This window comes from Ursidibacter arcticus (assembly GCF_009761375.1).
Lineage (GTDB): Bacteria > Pseudomonadota > Gammaproteobacteria > Enterobacterales > Pasteurellaceae > Ursidibacter > Ursidibacter arcticus.
In genome coordinates this window covers 1-15,149 of sequence record NZ_LEKM01000196.1, presented here as the reverse complement: position 1 = coordinate 15,149, position 15,149 = coordinate 1, and the positions used below count along the sequence as shown (strand labels likewise).

General features: G+C 36.7%; 14 protein-coding genes. 1 reads left to right on the top strand and 13 read right to left on the bottom strand.

All coding sequences use genetic code 11. The annotated features are described in order from the left end of the window. Nucleotides 1-62: 62 nt before the first annotated feature. The 11 genes from serA to betI form a co-directional block, all read right to left on the bottom strand. A complete protein-coding gene (gene serA / locus A1D25_RS09055; protein ID WP_157395359.1) occupies nucleotides 63-1,295 on the bottom strand; it encodes a phosphoglycerate dehydrogenase in 1,233 nt (410 codons plus the stop codon). Between the two features lie 50 nt (nucleotides 1,296-1,345). Next, nucleotides 1,346-2,005, bottom strand: a complete 660-nt coding sequence (gene rpiA / locus A1D25_RS09050; RefSeq protein ID WP_157395358.1) for a ribose-5-phosphate isomerase RpiA — start codon at nucleotides 2,003-2,005, stop codon at nucleotides 1,346-1,348. 113 nt (nucleotides 2,006-2,118) lie between these two features. Further along, a complete protein-coding gene (locus A1D25_RS09045) occupies nucleotides 2,119-2,445 on the bottom strand; it encodes an AzlD domain-containing protein (RefSeq protein WP_157395357.1) in 327 nt (108 codons plus the stop codon). Beyond that, the gene (locus tag A1D25_RS09040) at nucleotides 2,445-3,140 is read right to left on the bottom strand and encodes an AzlC family ABC transporter permease (RefSeq protein WP_157395356.1); all 696 of its coding nucleotides are present in this window, start codon (nucleotides 3,138-3,140) and stop codon (nucleotides 2,445-2,447) included. The genes A1D25_RS09045 and A1D25_RS09040 overlap by 1 nt, the downstream gene beginning before the upstream one ends. 133 nt (nucleotides 3,141-3,273) lie before the next feature. Further along, nucleotides 3,274-4,638 carry a quorum sensing histidine kinase QseC gene (gene qseC / locus A1D25_RS09035; protein WP_157395361.1) on the bottom strand — a complete coding sequence of 455 codons (1,365 nt, stop codon included), beginning with the start codon at nucleotides 4,636-4,638 and terminating at the stop codon, nucleotides 3,274-3,276. Continuing rightward, the gene (locus tag A1D25_RS09030; protein ID WP_157395362.1) at nucleotides 4,625-5,296 is read right to left on the bottom strand and encodes a response regulator; all 672 of its coding nucleotides are present in this window, start codon (nucleotides 5,294-5,296) and stop codon (nucleotides 4,625-4,627) included. The genes qseC and A1D25_RS09030 overlap by 14 nt, the downstream gene beginning before the upstream one ends. 73 nt (nucleotides 5,297-5,369) lie before the next feature. After that, complete coding sequence (locus tag A1D25_RS09025) at nucleotides 5,370-5,735, bottom strand: YgiW/YdeI family stress tolerance OB fold protein (protein ID WP_157395355.1); 366 nt, start codon at nucleotides 5,733-5,735, stop codon at nucleotides 5,370-5,372. Nucleotides 5,736-5,840: 105 nt separating this feature from the next. After that, complete coding sequence (locus A1D25_RS09020; protein WP_157395354.1) at nucleotides 5,841-7,772, bottom strand: BCCT family transporter; 1,932 nt, start codon at nucleotides 7,770-7,772, stop codon at nucleotides 5,841-5,843. Nucleotides 7,773-7,845: 73 nt separating this feature from the next. After that, on the bottom strand, nucleotides 7,846-9,522 hold the full coding sequence (gene betA, locus A1D25_RS09015; protein ID WP_157395353.1) for a choline dehydrogenase: 1,677 nt from the start codon (nucleotides 9,520-9,522) through the stop codon (nucleotides 7,846-7,848). Nucleotides 9,523-9,562: 40 nt separating this feature from the next. Further along, nucleotides 9,563-11,032, bottom strand: coding sequence for a betaine-aldehyde dehydrogenase (gene betB / locus A1D25_RS09010; protein ID WP_205420601.1), 1,470 nt, complete (start codon nucleotides 11,030-11,032; stop codon nucleotides 9,563-9,565). Between the two features lie 28 nt (nucleotides 11,033-11,060). Next, a complete protein-coding gene (betI, locus tag A1D25_RS09005; RefSeq protein ID WP_157395352.1) occupies nucleotides 11,061-11,648 on the bottom strand; it encodes a transcriptional regulator BetI in 588 nt (195 codons plus the stop codon). A gap of 171 nt (nucleotides 11,649-11,819) precedes the next feature. On the opposite strand from betI, the gene A1D25_RS09000 reads away from it, so the two are divergent. After that, complete coding sequence (locus A1D25_RS09000) at nucleotides 11,820-13,349, top strand: BCCT family transporter (protein ID WP_157395351.1); 1,530 nt, start codon at nucleotides 11,820-11,822, stop codon at nucleotides 13,347-13,349. Nucleotides 13,350-13,565: 216 nt separating this feature from the next. Here A1D25_RS09000 and A1D25_RS08995 read toward each other — a convergent pair whose 3' ends face one another. Continuing rightward, nucleotides 13,566-14,330: a M48 family metallopeptidase gene (locus tag A1D25_RS08995; RefSeq protein ID WP_157395350.1), complete on the bottom strand. Its 765-nt coding sequence runs from the start codon at nucleotides 14,328-14,330 to the stop codon at nucleotides 13,566-13,568. A 66-nt stretch (nucleotides 14,331-14,396) separates the two neighbouring features. After that, nucleotides 14,397-14,924 (bottom strand): inorganic diphosphatase, encoded by a 528-nt coding sequence (gene ppa / locus A1D25_RS08990; RefSeq protein ID WP_157395349.1) that lies wholly within the window; start codon nucleotides 14,922-14,924, stop codon nucleotides 14,397-14,399. Nucleotides 14,925-15,149: the final 225 nt, after the last annotated feature.

Here is a 15,149-nt window from a genome sequence, read left to right as displayed (position 1 = left end):
GATGTTATCAGGTTGTACCTAGGAATCCCCATCCTTTAGGATGGGGAGGATGTCAAAGCTTCTTAATAAAGCACTCGAGCTTTGATTGTGCCATCAATTTGTTTAAGTAGGCGTAATGCTTCATCTGTATTTTCAGATTCCACATCAATAACTACATAGCCGATAGTTGGGTCGGTTTGCAAATATTGAGCTGCAATGTTTACATTTGCATCAACAAACACTTGGTTGATTTTGTTTAAAATACCTGGTTTGTTCGTGTGGATATGCAGTAAACGTTTTGCACCTTTATGTTCTGGTAATGATACTTCAGGGAAGTTTACCGCAGAAAGTGTTGAGCCATTATCAGAGTATTTGATGAATTTATGTGCTACTTCAGAGCCGATATTTGCTTGAGCTTCAGACGTTGATCCACCAATGTGTGGGGTTAAAATCACATTATCAAACTGACATAATGGCGATTCAAACGGATCGTTAATTGATGCAGGCTCTTCTGGGAATACATCTAATGCCGCACCACGCAGATGTCCTGATGCTAGTACTTCAACCAATGCATCAATATCAACAACCGTTCCGCGAGCGGCGTTAATTACCACAGCATCTTTTTTCACTTTGCTTAAATTGGTTGCGTTTAATAAATTTTTAGTCGATGCATTTTCTGGAACGTGTAATGAAATCGCATCGCTCATTGCGAGTAATTCATCTAGGCTGGCGACTTGCTGTGCATTACCTAAAGGCAATTTATTTTCAATATCGTAGAAATAAACACGCATACCCACCGCTTCCGCTAAAACACTTAACTGTGAGCCAATATGTCCGTAGCCAATAATCCCAAGATTTTTACCACGCACTTCGTTTGAGCCTGCTGCGGATTTATTCCATAAACCACGATGAACTTCTGCATTGGCTTTTGCGATTTGACGCATTAAGAGAATAATTTCACCTAATACTAGCTCAGCAACGGAACGAGTATTTGAGAATGGGGCATTGAAAACAGGAATACCACGACGTTTTGCGGCATCTAAACTCACTTGGTTTGTACCGATACAGAAACAACCGATAGCAATCAATTTAGGGGCTTGAGCAAGGACTTCTTCCGTTAAGAATGTACGAGAACGAATACCGATAAAATGAGCATCTTTGATGGCGTTAATCAAATCTTCGCCATCTAGTGCTTTTTTGTGGTAATCAATGTTGGTATAACCAGCCGCTTTTAAGGCATCTAAGGCATTTTGGTGTACGCCTTCTAACAATACAAATTTAATTTTGCTTTTATCAAGAGAAACTTTAGTGGTCATAATAGCTCCGAGTGTGTATTTGCAAATTTTATGGTGAATCTTACCGCTTATTATTCCAGGATTTTTGCCCCATCTGGCGTTCCAACAATGGTTACATTCGCATAGCGTTGTGCAAAAATACCGTTGGTTACAACCCCTGCGATGTTATTGATGGTATGTTCCATCTTAAGTGGCTCAAGAATTTTAAAGTTATACACATCTAAAATAACATTACCGTTATCTGTAACAACATTTTCACGATATTCAGGTGTACCGCCCAACGCCACTAACTGACGAGCGACATAAGAGCGAGCCATTGGAATTACTTCAACAGGTAAAGCGAATGTAGAGCCTAACACATCTACTTGTTTACTGGAATCCACAATGCAGATGAATTTTTTTGCTAATGAACTCACAATTTTTTCACGTGTAAGTGCTGCACCGCCACCTTTGATCATATAGCCTTGCGGCGTAATTTCATCAGCACCATCAATATAAACATCAAGGCTAGAAACTTCATTCGCATTAAAAACTTCAATGCCTTGTTTACGCAATAATTCTTCTGAATTTTTCGATGCAGCAACCGCACCTTTGATTTCATCACGCATTTCACCAAGTGCTTCAATAAAGCAATTTACCGTAGAGCCACTGCCTACGCCAACGATAGTATCGGGTTTTACATATTGCAAAGCGGCACGCGCTGCAATTTTTTTCATTTCTAGTTGATCCATTCTTCCTCCAAAGGCAAACGATTGCGTCTTTATTTCTAAGGATGCGATATTAAACGATTTGAATAAAGATTCAAGCGGTCAGTTATTTACAAGAATTTAGTATAAAACCGCTTTCAGCTAAATATCCATAATAAAAGATTAAGATTAAGGATACCGAGTGCGACGCTCAGTAAAATGTTGTTGAGATACTTATAGCTGATAACCACACTAACCAGTGCAAGAACCTGTGCACTGAACAATGGGTATCCCTGATTGTTTTGCGGTATAGAAACACTCGTTATCAGCAATAGTGCCATAATGACAAGCGGTAAGATCCGATTTAATTTTTGCAGAATCGGATGATCCATCAAGTTTTTGGGCAAAAAGAAAGGTAAAAATCGGCAAAGTTGCGTACCTAATGTCAGTGCAATCAGCATATAAATAATATGTAGCGTATCCATTATGCTTTTCCTTTCTTGTTATCTAATAATGATTGTGGCAGAAGGGCGACAATCACAATAGCGATCAAAATTGCGACTAATAACACACTTTGGTCGGTAATTTGGCGTGCTAATAAAAAACCGACTAATGCAATAAAAATAGATTTCCATTGCTTTTGGCTTTTATATTGTTCATAAGCCAAAATAGCAAATAAGCAAGGCAGTGCAAAATCAAGATTTGGAATGTATTGTGAAACGGAATCACCTAGAGAGATACCAATAATCGTTGCTATGACCCAATAAATCATTCCCAATAGATTGACTTTTAGCATCATTGCTTGGCGTGTATCTGGTGGGAAGGTAGTCAGTAATGCAAAACTTTCATCGGTTAAGTAGCTGACGCTAAAGAAACGCTTAATCCGTTCTTTGGGTAAAATGGTGTACATATTAAGAGTATAGAACATAAAGCGTAAGCTCATTAACAATGTACTTAAGAATATAGGGATAATCCCTACTCCTGAAACAAAAAAGGGAATGGCCGCATATTGAGCTGTGCCAGAGAAAACGGTAAAACTCATTACTATGGTGAACCAAACTGGTAAGCCAGCAGTGGTTGCTAATATGCCGTAAGCAATACCAGCCGCAAGGTACCCCATTAAGATGGGCAATGTGAGTTTTACAGCATTTTTCCAACTATTTTCAGTATTAAATGACATAAAGCACCTTGGTTTATTAAATTCGGCGTAGGTTACCAAACTTGCCGAATAATGCCAAGATGCTTAGGTGCGAAACACTTTAGGTTTTATATTGATAAGTAATGAGTTATAACAAATTCGTTTAAAAAATGTTTTACCAACTTATCGTAACTTTTAGCCCCTGTTTTTGCTCTAATACGCTATTTTCTAGATTCACTTGATATTGATGTAACTCGGCAATACGGTGAACGATAGATAAGCCTAAACCACTACCTTTTTCATTTTGACCTGCTGGGCGGTAAAAACGTTGCCCTAATTTTGCGAGATCTGCACTATCCACTCCACCACCGTTATCTGCAATAATCAGTTTATGCTTGGTGAGTGTTACTCGAATAATCGTGCCTTTAGGGCAATATTTGATCGCATTATCAATGAGATTTCTAACCATTAGCGACAGTAACAGTGGCTGACCTTGTTTGAGCGTTGGGGTCGCAATATGCTCAAACTGTAATTCCATTTGGCGTTTTTCTGCGTGGAAATACAATTCGCCAATTAACGATGGGAGTAGTTGCTCCCAATGTATCTCTTCCACGCCTTCTAATGCTTGCAGATTATCCAAACGAGATAGTGTCAGTAGTTGCTCAATCAACTGTGTGGCACGATTTATCCCTTGTGTTAGGTTATCTAATGCTTTCTCGCGTAATTCACTATCATCTCCTGCAAGTTGAGCGATTTCTGTTTGGATTTTTAACGCTGCTAACGGGCTACGCAATTCGTGGGCGGCATCAGAAGTAAAACGCCGTTCACGCAAAAGCATTGTTGATGTTTTGCTAAAAAAGTGATTTAAGCTATTTACTAATGGCAAAATCTCTTTTGGTAAATTTTCAGTGGAAATGACCGCTTGATCTTCAGGAGTACGCTGACGAACCTGTTCACTCACTTGTTTTAGGGTTCTCAGTTCACGACTAATTAACCAAATCACGAGAGCAATCAATAATGGTAGGCTTGCAAACCAAATCCACATTTGCCCGAAAACCATTTTTAAAATAAGGTCTTCTCTGTAATCAAGTTCTTGCCCCACCGCAATGACTAATTTTCCGTCACCAATCGGTAGCCAAAAAATACGCCATTCGTCATCATCGTTGCTTAAATGTGAACGAGTAAACCCCTGCTCTCGACTGTAAAGAAAGTTATCACCGTTTCTTCCGTCACTGAGTAGCATATCTCCCTGTGAAGTAAAGACAGCAAATGCTAAAGCATCATCATCAAAATCTGCTCGAAATCCGCCTTTTTTGTGGTATTTTTCCTTCGGGTGCGGACGCTCAATCAGCATTGCTCGCAAGTCTGAACTGGCTAATCGTTGTGCAAATAAAATCTGTTGTGCATCAAAAACTTGATTAACTTCTTTACGCACTTGTAGCCACGCAACAACGGTAGAAATAAGCCAAATAAATGATGCAGTTAAGGAAATTACAATGATTAAACGTAAGCGTAAACTAGCATTTTTAATCAGCTTCATCATTTTTTCCTAAGGTATAGCCAACACCGTGGACAGTACGGATAAACTGTTTACCCAATTTCTGACGCAAATTATAAATATGAACTTCAAGAGCATTACTATTCACTTCATCGTCCCAAGTATAGAGTTTTTCTTCAATAGCAGAACGAGTTAATACACGCTCTTTATTGTGCATAAAAAGTGCCAGTAAATTATATTCTCGAGTTGTCAGTGAGATTTCTTGGTCGCGTAAGAAAACTTTATGTTGGTTAGGGTCAAACTTGACTAAGCTATGTTCAATAATCGGGTTAGTTTTCCCATAGCGGCGGCGAATTAAGGCTTGTAGTCGAGCAACAACTTCAGCTAGTGCGAATGGCTTGCATAGATAATCATCAGCACCACGTTGTAATCCTGTAATGCGTTCGTCTAGTGTATCTCGAGCGGTAAGAATAAGTACAGGGATATCTTGGTTAGCTTTTCGCCACTGTTGTAATACCTCCAAACCATCCATTTTAGGTAGGGTAAGATCTAATACAACGGCATCATAAGGGGCTGCCTCCAAGGCGTTTAGCCCTGTTTTTCCATCCGTAAACCAATCTACGCTAAAGCCTGATTTTGTTAGCCCAATTTTTAGCCCTTCACCAATTAAGTTATCGTCTTCAATCAATAAAATTCGCATTGCCATTCTCTTATTTACACTTGATATAAACAGAAAAAGTGGCATTCTCGCCACTTTCTGCTACTTAGATGATTTATTGTACTTTTTCTACACGGTGAACATCAATATCTGTTCTCCACGACTTATCTACTTCGCCAAAAACACGAATTTCATCATTTGGACCAACTTGTGTACCACCCCAATCTTCACCGTCAATTTCAACCACAATCTCACCGCTTGCATCACGGAATAAGAATTCATCACCTGTGAGTTGTTTTACAATTTTACCTTGTAAAACGATATATTGGTCATCGCGAAAACCTTTTACATCAGCAACTCGGCTAACCGTTTGAGCACCATTCGTAAAGCCACCATTTGCTGCACCTTGAAAGCCTGAAGCCAATGCTGATACGCTGATAGTTGATAATGCTAATGCAGTAATTAGAGATAATTTTTTCATCGTTAATTTCCTTAGTTAAAGTGTTTAAATGTAAAAACAAGGCTCTCTTGCTTTGTTGAGCGTATTAAACCAAACAAATCTTAAGAAATTATTAAGAAAATAGTATCATTCAATAGACGTTTTTAAAGCATGTTTATCGTCTTTAATTAGATTGAGATACAAATCATATTGCCTTAAAATATCTGTAATTAATTCTTCTTTGTGCATAAATTTTACATCATACCCATTTCTTCCATCGGAAAAATATGTTATCGGTTCAAACTTCCCTTGGGTTTTATTTGAACAACGAATACCATAAATAAAATCGTGCTTATTGGATTGTGGAATTACTATTTCTATGAAAGTTTTGTTATCGGAATTAATCTTAGCTTTAATCGAATAAGAACTTAATTCTAGAGAAACCAAATGAAAGGCTGGTTTAGCTACCGATTTTAAGAAATTTTTTACATCAAGTTCTGTAAAATCTACGATAATTTTATTTAATTGCTCTCTCCAATTCGTTGTTTTCCAATATCTACTACTATATGTAAATTTTTTGCTGAAATATTGGTTATCTACAAGAAGCCCTTTCCAAACACCTATGCATAAAAATAACATAATAATACAAAATGGGAGTGTAATTATTAATGTCATTGTTTGTAATGCTTCTAAACCTCCAGAGTATAAAAGTGAACACGAAATCGAAATCATCAATATAATCCAAAAAGTAGAGTGTTGAGGAGTAGATGTATTACTACCTTTTGAAGAAATGCTATTTATAACATGAACACCAGAATCTGCAGAAGTAATGAAGAATAACGCAATAATAATTAAAGCAATGATAGATAATATACTACCCAAAGGATATGATTCTAGAAATTTGAATAATAAAATACTCGTATTGCTAATGATATCAACTAAGTTACTATCTCTATTAACTAATATTGCACTATTACCAAACACACTCATCCAAATAAAATTGAATAAAGATGGAATAAATAACACTCCTAAAATAAACTCTCTAACACTTCTCCCTCTAGATATTTTAGCAATAAATAGCCCAACAAATGGTGCCCAAGATACCCACCAAGCCCAATATAATATTGTCCAGCTAGATATCCACTCCTTTTTGGACTCATCATAAGCAAAGGTTGTAAAACTCAAGTCTATTAAATTTCTAACATAGTACCCTATATTCTCGGTGAAAGCAGATAATAAAAACACTGTTGGTCCTAAAATAACAATAGCTATTAATAATATAAATGCCATTAATAAATTAATTTCACTAATTTTTTTCATTCCTTTGGCTATACCTACAAAGGATGATATAGCAACAATGAACATAATACTGACAATTAAAATAATTTGAGTTCCAATACTTTGCTCGGCAACAAAACCTAAATGAGTCAGTCCTGCATTAATTTGCAAGGCTCCAAACCCCAAAGAGGTAGAAATACCAAAAACAGTACTAAATAGAGCAATAATATCAATAATATTTCCACATAATTTATTACTATGCTCTTTTAAAATGGGATAAAAACCAGATCTAATAGTTAAGGGGAGTTTATATCTAAATCCAAAGTAAGCTAAAGCTAACCCCATAACGGCATAAATAGCCCAAGCATGAATTCCCCAATGGTAAAATGAAATTAAGATTGCATTCTTAGTTTTTTCTATGTCAGAATTGGAATCTAATATAGGGAACGCATAATGTGATATCGGCTCGGCTACGCCAAAATACATTAACCCTATTCCCATACCTGATGCAAATAACATTGAAAACCAAGAGATAAAAGAATATTCTGGTTTTTCATCATCCCCACCAAGCTTAATATCTCCTAGACGGCTACCAGACACTAATAATAAGAAAATAATAAATAAACTAACGGATAATACATAGAACCATCCAAAGTAATCAGAAATAAAATATTTGACTATATTTAGATTATTTTTCATTTCTGTTGGAAATATAATACAAAGTATAGCAAGAGAAACAATAATAATGATACTTGGGATAAATACAGGAAGATGTAATAAGTTAGAAAAACGTTTCCACATAAGGCTATCTCATTGAATAAAAGGAATTGATAGGTCTATTTAATAGCTAAATAGACCTATCATATGTAGAAGATTATTTATTTAATTTGACTGGTGCACCGTTGGCTTTGAAATAATTAGTATTAGCTCTTGGTAATGGTGTTTTACCTCTAATCACATCTGCAATTTTCTCTGCCATCATAATAGTTGGTGCATTTAAGTTACCTGTAATGATGATTGGCATAATTGAAGCATCAACTACTCGTAATCCTTCCATTCCATGTACTCGTCCCTCGTTATCTACAACAGCCATATCATCTGAACCCATTTTATTTGAGCAAGATGGATGGAATGCTGTTTCTGCATATTGTCGAACAAAGCTATCTAACTCAGCGTCTGTTTGATATTTCAAACTTGGTGAGATTTCTTTACCACAATATGGTGCTAGTGCTGGTTGGCTAAAGATGTCTCTTGTGATACGTATAGCAGCACGGAACTCTTCCCAATCTTGTTTTGTGGACATATAGTTAAATAAGATGCTTGGAGCTTGTCTAGGATCTTTTGATTTCACATGAATACGCCCTCGACTTGGTGAACGCATTGAGCCTACATGAGCTTGGAAACTGTGAAATTTAATAGGATTTGATCCATTGTAATCCACTGCTATTGGTAAAAAGTGATATTGAATATTTGGCCATTCAAAACGTTCATCGCTCCTAATAAACCCTCCAGCTTCAAATTGGTTAGTAGCACCCAATCCTGTACCTAAAAATAACCATTCTGCACCAATTTTAGCCTGGTTATGTAATTTTAATGCTGGAGCAATAGAAACTGGTTTCTTACATTCAAATTGTAAGTACATTTCTAGGTGATCTTGTAAATTTGCACCCACACCTGGTAAATCATGCACTACTGGGATATCTAACGAACGTAATAAGTCACTTGGTCCAACACCTGATCTTTGTAAAATTTGCGGGGAGGCAATTGCACCAGCACAAAGTAAAACTTCACGTTTAGCGTGTACGGTTTCAGTGCGATCTTTATGTAAGTAAGTTACACCAATTGCACGTTTATTAGAGAATAGAATTCTATCGGTTAATGCATGTGTCACAATAGTTAGATTTGGTCTATTACGTGCTTGATCTAGATATCCTCTCGCTGTACTTGCTCTGCGACCTTTCGGAGTAACTGTTCGATCCATTGGTCCAAACCCTTCCTGTTGATACCCATTCAAATCTTCAGTTCTTGGATAACCAGCTTGTATTCCCGCTTCAATCATCGCATTATATAGGATATTATTACCCTCTTTAGGTGTGGTTACAGATACAGGACCAGAATCACCATGATAGTCATTACCACCAATATCTCTAGTCTCTGCTTTTTTAAAATAGGGTAAACAATCTTGATAGGTCCAGTTTGATAACAGCTGATCTTGAGCAGCCCAATTATCATAGTCCATTGCATTGCCTCGAATATAGCACATACCGTTAATCAGGGATGAACCGCCAAGTCCTTTACCACGACCGCATTGCATACGGCGATTATTCATATAAGGTTCAGGATCTGTCTCGTAAGCCCAGTTATAACGTTTTCCTTGTAAAGGATATGCAAGTGCAGCAGGCATTTGTGTTCGCCAGTCAAATCGATAGTCTGGTCCACCAGCTTCAAGTAAGAGAACAGATACATCGCTATCTTCAGTGAGACGTGTTGCTAGAACATTACCCGCCGAACCAGCACCAATAATAATATAATCAAATTCTTTAGTAGACATAATATTTCCTTAAACAATAGTGGTTACTACATTTATAAAATTAAAATACTGAGTTATATTCGCCTAACTCAACTTGAATTGATTTAATTTGAGTATAGTGCTCTAAAGTACTTACCCCATTTTCTCTGCCAATACCAGATTGTTTATATCCACCTACAGGCATTGGTGCTGGAGATTCACCCCAAGTATTGATCCAACAAATTCCTGCTTCTAATTGATGAATAACCCTATGTGCAGTACCTAAATTCTGAGTAACAACACCTGCAGCTAAACCATATGTACTGTTATTAGCACGTTGAATAACCTCATTCTCAGTTTCATAAGATAAAATGCTCATTACTGGACCAAAGATTTCTTCTTTTACAATCGTCATATCATCAGTACAGTCAGTAAAAACTGTTGGTTGTACATAAGCACCTTTTGCAAAATCACCAGAGAGTTCTCGATTTCCCCCAATCAATAATTTTGCTCCTTCAGATTTACCTATTTCTAAATAGCGAAGTACATTATCTAAATGATTAAAGCCGATAACAGGACCAAAATTTGTGTCAGGATCTTGCGGACAGCCAATCTTGATTCTTTTCACTCGTTCTACAACTTTTTGCTCAAATTCCTGCTTTAATTTACTTGGAATAAAGACTCTTGTTCCATTTGTGCATACCTGACCAGAGCTATAGAAGTTTGCCATCACCGCAATATCTGCTGCACGATCTAGATCAGCATCATCAAAGATGATTAATGGAGACTTTCCTCCTAACTCCATAGTTACTTCTTTTAAAGTTGAAGATGTAGCTGATGCACAAACTTTCTTGCCTGTCGATGTTCCACCTGTAAAGGATATTTTTGCAATATCAGGGTGAGTTGTAAGAATATCACCAATATCTCTACCAGCACCATTTACCACATTGAATACACCAGCAGGAACACCAGCTTCGGTTAAAATTTCAGCCAATTTAAGAGTTGTTAAAGGGGTCATTTCGCTTGCTTTGAAAACCATAGTATTTCCTGCAGCAAGAGCTGGAGCAAGCTTCCACATCGCGATTTGAACAGGGTAATTCCAAGCACCAATTCCAGCGATTACACCAAGAGGTTCTCTTCTTGTATAAACAAAACTGGTTTCACGTAAAGGAATTTGTGTTCCTTCTAACCCATTGATAAGCCCTGCATAATATTCTATAACATCAGCACCTGTTACAATATCAACGTATGCTGTTTCTGAGATCGGCTTGCCTGTATCTAGAGTTTCTAATAAAGCAAGTTCCTGATTTTTTTCCCTTAGCAAGGCAACTGCTTTTAATAAAATACGAGAACGCTCTATAGCAGTCATTTTTCCCCAAATTCTTTGTGCTTTTTTAGCGGATTCAACAGCTAAATTAACATCGCTCTCCGAAGCTACCTGAACTTCAGCAAGTACTTCCCCATTTGCTGGATTTACGCTTTTAAATGTTTTTCCACTAGTGGCATCAACGTATTGCCCATTGATATAAAGTTTTTGAATGCCAAATTTCATTATGTCCTCCTAAATTTTAGCTTACCTACTAAGCAGAATATTGTTTACAAATATTATAAAAAAAACTTAATGCTATTTTTCTTGCTTGAATAGAGTCAAATTTTGATGATCTTAAACTACCATGTAACCATAAACCGTCAATGAGTGCAGCTAATCCTCTAGCAGCATCATTAGCATATTCCCTAGGGAGTAATTTTTTGAAATGACTCAGTAAATTTGAATATAGGCGATTGTCATTAATGCGTTGCAATCTATTTAATTCAGGTTGATACATACTCATCGCCCAAAAAGATAGCCATACTCTCATTGCAGATTTTGATGTATCGAAATTACATTCGATGATGATCTCAATGGCTTTCTTAGGATCATTTTGAATATTCTCCGCTCTATTTTTTAACAAGATACCTTCATGTAATTGCCTCATTAATTCCAACATACTTTCTCTCAATAACCCCATTTTTCCACCGAAATAATGGCTGATAATCCCTGTTGATAACCCAGCTCTCTGAGCTATTTGTGCAATCGTAACATCAGAAATCCCGTAATTATCAATGCAATAAATAGTTGCATTGATCAATTGATTTCTCCTGATGGGCTCCATTCCTACTTTTGGCATATTGAAAATGCTCCTAAAATTACTGTATAAAAAATAACCAATTAATTTCTATTTACATAAATTACCGTAAAATCTACATTATTTTGATTGATTGTTCAATAAAAAAAAGATATTTTATTTACATTAATGCAACATTTTCATAACTAAAAATTTCCTTTTATGGAGGGGGATATGAGTAAAACATCAAAAAATCAAGGATTTAAACTTAATTACCCTGTATTTTTATCCGCAGCTATAACATCCATTATAATTGGTGTGGTTATGGCTATTAGTCCCGAGAAGACCTCTGATACTCTGAGTAGTATCCAGAGCTGGATATCTGATGTTCTTGGCTGGTATTACATTTTACTTATTGCAACATGTTTATTTTTCATTGTTTGGCTAGCATTTTCCAAATATCAAAATATCGTGCTTGCTCAAGCTGATGAAAAGCCTGAATTTACCTTTAAATCTTGGGTATCCATGCTTTTTTCTTCTGGAATTGGTATAGGTATTCTTTATTATGGTGCATATGAGGCTCTAGATCATTATCTCCATCCTCCTATTCAATTGGCAAATAGTGCAGCTCAAGCGAGAGAAGCTATGGTTATGACATTTCTCCACTGGGGGCTTCATGGTTGGGCACTTTATGCACTTATGGGCGTTGTGCTTGCTTATTTTGCTTATCGAAAAAAATTACCATTAGCTTTACGTTCCCCCCTTTATCCGATATTAAAAGAGAGAATTCATGGCTCTTTTGGGCATTTTGTTGATGGCTTTGGAATTATCGCAACACTAATTTCTCTGATCACGAACTTGGGGATGGGGGCCTTACTCTTATATTCAGGTTTGACTTATTTAGTTGATATACCAGAGAACCAATCGGTCATTATTATTATCGCAATTGTGATGATGATTGTTGCAACCTTGGTTGCTATTACAGGGGTTAAAAAGGGAATTAGCTTACTTGCAAATATTAATATTTTATTAATGATTGCTTTTTTACTATTTATCTTCTTCAATGGAAAATCTATTTTCTTACTCAATGGTATTGTGCAAAATACTGGTGATTATTTATCCGCATTAATTCAAAAAACCTTTAACGTTTACCTTTTTGAAAGTAATGATGCTACTGGCTGGATGAGTAGCTGGACAATATTCTATTGGGCTTGGTGGATTGCTTGGGCCCCATTTGTTGGAATGTTTGTAGCGAGAATTTCTAAAGGTAGAACAATTAAAGAATTAGTATTTGGTGTAATGTTTATTCCGCTAGGCTTTGCTCTCGTTTGGATGTCTATTTTCGGTAATACTGCTATTGATCTTGTTATGAATAGTAATGCTACAGAACTTGCTACTGCAATGTCGAGCAAACCAATTGAAAATATGCTGTACGAATTAGTTATGTATTTCCCATTCAGTAAAATCATTATTGCATTATTAATTGTAATTGGATTCATTATGTTTTTAACACCTGTCGATTCTGGACTTGTTATGATCTCCAATCTATCAGCAAAAGAGCTTCCTGAAGATGCTGAGGATGCCCCAACCTGGTTAAGAATTTTCTGGTCTGTAATCGTAACACTATTATCTATTGGCTTACTGTTTGCTGGAAGTTTTGGTGCAATGCAATCCGCTGTTGTATTGTGTGGCTTGCCGTTTTCAGTTGTATTAATTAGTTATATAGTGGGACTAATGAAAGATTTAAGAGAAAATTACTCATAGCAATAAACATACTAGCTACTTTTGTAAGCGAGGAATAAATAACAATCCGCACGTAAACGTGCGGTTTTGTATTCTAAATTTTGGTTGTCAGCCTTATTCATTATAAGAGGATTTTTTTATTCCGTTCTCCACTTAAGCTCTTTAATTCAATACGCATAACGTATGTTTTTTAGAATTTCCAAAGACTTTTGTAAAAAATGAGATTTATCCTACCGCTTATTTTCTTGCGTTGTAGTATTCCATTGCTTTTGGCATTAAACGCTGTAAATTTTCTTGGCGATCAGCATTGACGGGGTGAGTAGAAATTAAACTTTCGAGTAAGCCACCTGAACCGCCCGTTGCTTGGCTCATTTTTACCCATACGTTTGGTGCGGCTTTAGGGTTGTAACCAGATTTTGCCATTAAAAATAAGCCAATTTCATCAGCCTCTGTCTCTTGACTACGAGAGAAAGGTTTGTTGGCAATTAAATCAACGCCAGTGCTAAGCAAGCCTTCTGTATTTACCCCAGTGGCTGCGGTAACTGCTACATCGGCAACAGCTCCGATAATACCTGTAATCGTACTTACTGTACGATCTGATTTACCGTGTTCTTCCAGTGCGTGAGCCATTTCGTGCCCCATTACTGTTGCAATTTCATCATCAGTGAGGTTCAATTTTTCGACTAACCCTGTATAGAACATCATTTTGCCTCCAGGCATTGCCCAAGCATTAAGTTCATTAGAACGTACTACACTAATTTCCCAATTAAATGGTACACCTGTTTTATTTTCTTTTTCTGCGTACGGTCGCATTTTATTAAATACAGCGTGAATACGTTTAGATGTTGCAGAGGTAGTATCAAGAACACCTTTTGATTTTGCTTCTTGTTGTACTTGGCGGTAGCTTAATGCGGCTTCTTGGTTAATATCTTGGGTTGTGGTACAGGCGGCTAAACCTGTTGCAAGCATAATAGCTAAACCAAATTTTTTGAGTGATTTCATATTTGCATTCCGATCTAAAAATGCCAAAGGGATTAGCTTTGGCATTTAATTTATAAGTATTTAAAATTATTTTTTCGCACGTTCGAAAGATTCTAAAATTTCTTGGCGAGCAGCTTCAACGCCTTCCCAGCCTTCTACTTTAACCCATTTACCTGCTTCTAATGCTTTATAGCTTTCAAAGAAGTGTTGGATTTGTGCTTTTAACAATGCTGGTAAATCACCTACATCTTTGATGTGATCATATTCTTTACTTAATTTAGTATGTGGAACCGCAACCACTTTTGCATCGCCACCTGCTTCGTCAGTCATTTTTAATACGCCAACTGGACGGCAACGAATTACAGAACCTGGTTGTAATGGATATGGTGTTGGAACTAAAACATCTACTGGGTCACCATCTGAAGAAAGAGTGTGGTTTACATAACCATAGTTTGCAGGATAGAACATCGCTGTTGCCATAAAGCGATCCACAAATAAAGCACCGCTTTCTTTATCCACTTCATATTTGATTGGATCTGAGTTTGCTGGAATTTCAATTACTACATAAATATCATCTGGTAACTCTTTACCAGCAGGTACGTTTTCTAAGCCCATTTTGGTTTCCTTCTATAAAATTGTGGAGTGAAAAACTTGGCAATTATAGCCGATCATTTCCTAGACGAAAAGCAAGCGGTGCTTTTCTCTCAAAAATTTGCAACTTGCAAAATATGCAATTATAAATCCTAATAATATCACTTTTGGCAATTATAAGTTTGAGTTATACTTCATAACGCAGATTATTGACAAAGTCTTTTTTCATTCGGACGCCAGCGTGGCGTC

Excerpts from the sequence above, each read along its gene's own strand:
- A1D25_RS09000 (WP_157395351.1), top strand. The coding sequence starts at position 11,820 with ATGAGTAAAACATCAAAAAATCAAGGATTTAAACTTAATTACCCTGTA.
- betA (WP_157395353.1), bottom strand. The coding sequence starts at position 9,522 with ATGTCTACTAAAGAATTTGATTATATTATTATTGGTGCTGGTTCGGCG.
- A1D25_RS09020 (WP_157395354.1), bottom strand. The coding sequence starts at position 7,772 with ATGTGGAAACGTTTTTCTAACTTATTACATCTTCCTGTATTTATCCCA.
- betB (WP_205420601.1), bottom strand. The coding sequence starts at position 11,032 with ATGAAATTTGGCATTCAAAAACTTTATATCAATGGGCAATACGTTGAT.
- betI (WP_157395352.1), bottom strand. The coding sequence starts at position 11,648 with ATGCCAAAAGTAGGAATGGAGCCCATCAGGAGAAATCAATTGATCAAT.
- serA (WP_157395359.1), bottom strand. The coding sequence starts at position 1,295 with ATGACCACTAAAGTTTCTCTTGATAAAAGCAAAATTAAATTTGTATTG.
- qseC (WP_157395361.1), bottom strand. The coding sequence starts at position 4,638 with ATGAAGCTGATTAAAAATGCTAGTTTACGCTTACGTTTAATCATTGTA.
- A1D25_RS08995 (WP_157395350.1), bottom strand. The coding sequence starts at position 14,330 with ATGAAATCACTCAAAAAATTTGGTTTAGCTATTATGCTTGCAACAGGT.
- rpiA (WP_157395358.1), bottom strand. The coding sequence starts at position 2,005 with ATGGATCAACTAGAAATGAAAAAAATTGCAGCGCGTGCCGCTTTGCAA.
- A1D25_RS09045 (WP_157395357.1), bottom strand. The coding sequence starts at position 2,445 with ATGGATACGCTACATATTATTTATATGCTGATTGCACTGACATTAGGT.
- A1D25_RS09030 (WP_157395362.1), bottom strand. The coding sequence starts at position 5,296 with ATGCGAATTTTATTGATTGAAGACGATAACTTAATTGGTGAAGGGCTA.
- A1D25_RS09025 (WP_157395355.1), bottom strand. The coding sequence starts at position 5,735 with ATGAAAAAATTATCTCTAATTACTGCATTAGCATTATCAACTATCAGC.
- A1D25_RS09040 (WP_157395356.1), bottom strand. The coding sequence starts at position 3,140 with ATGTCATTTAATACTGAAAATAGTTGGAAAAATGCTGTAAAACTCACA.
- ppa (WP_157395349.1), bottom strand. The coding sequence starts at position 14,924 with ATGGGCTTAGAAAACGTACCTGCTGGTAAAGAGTTACCAGATGATATT.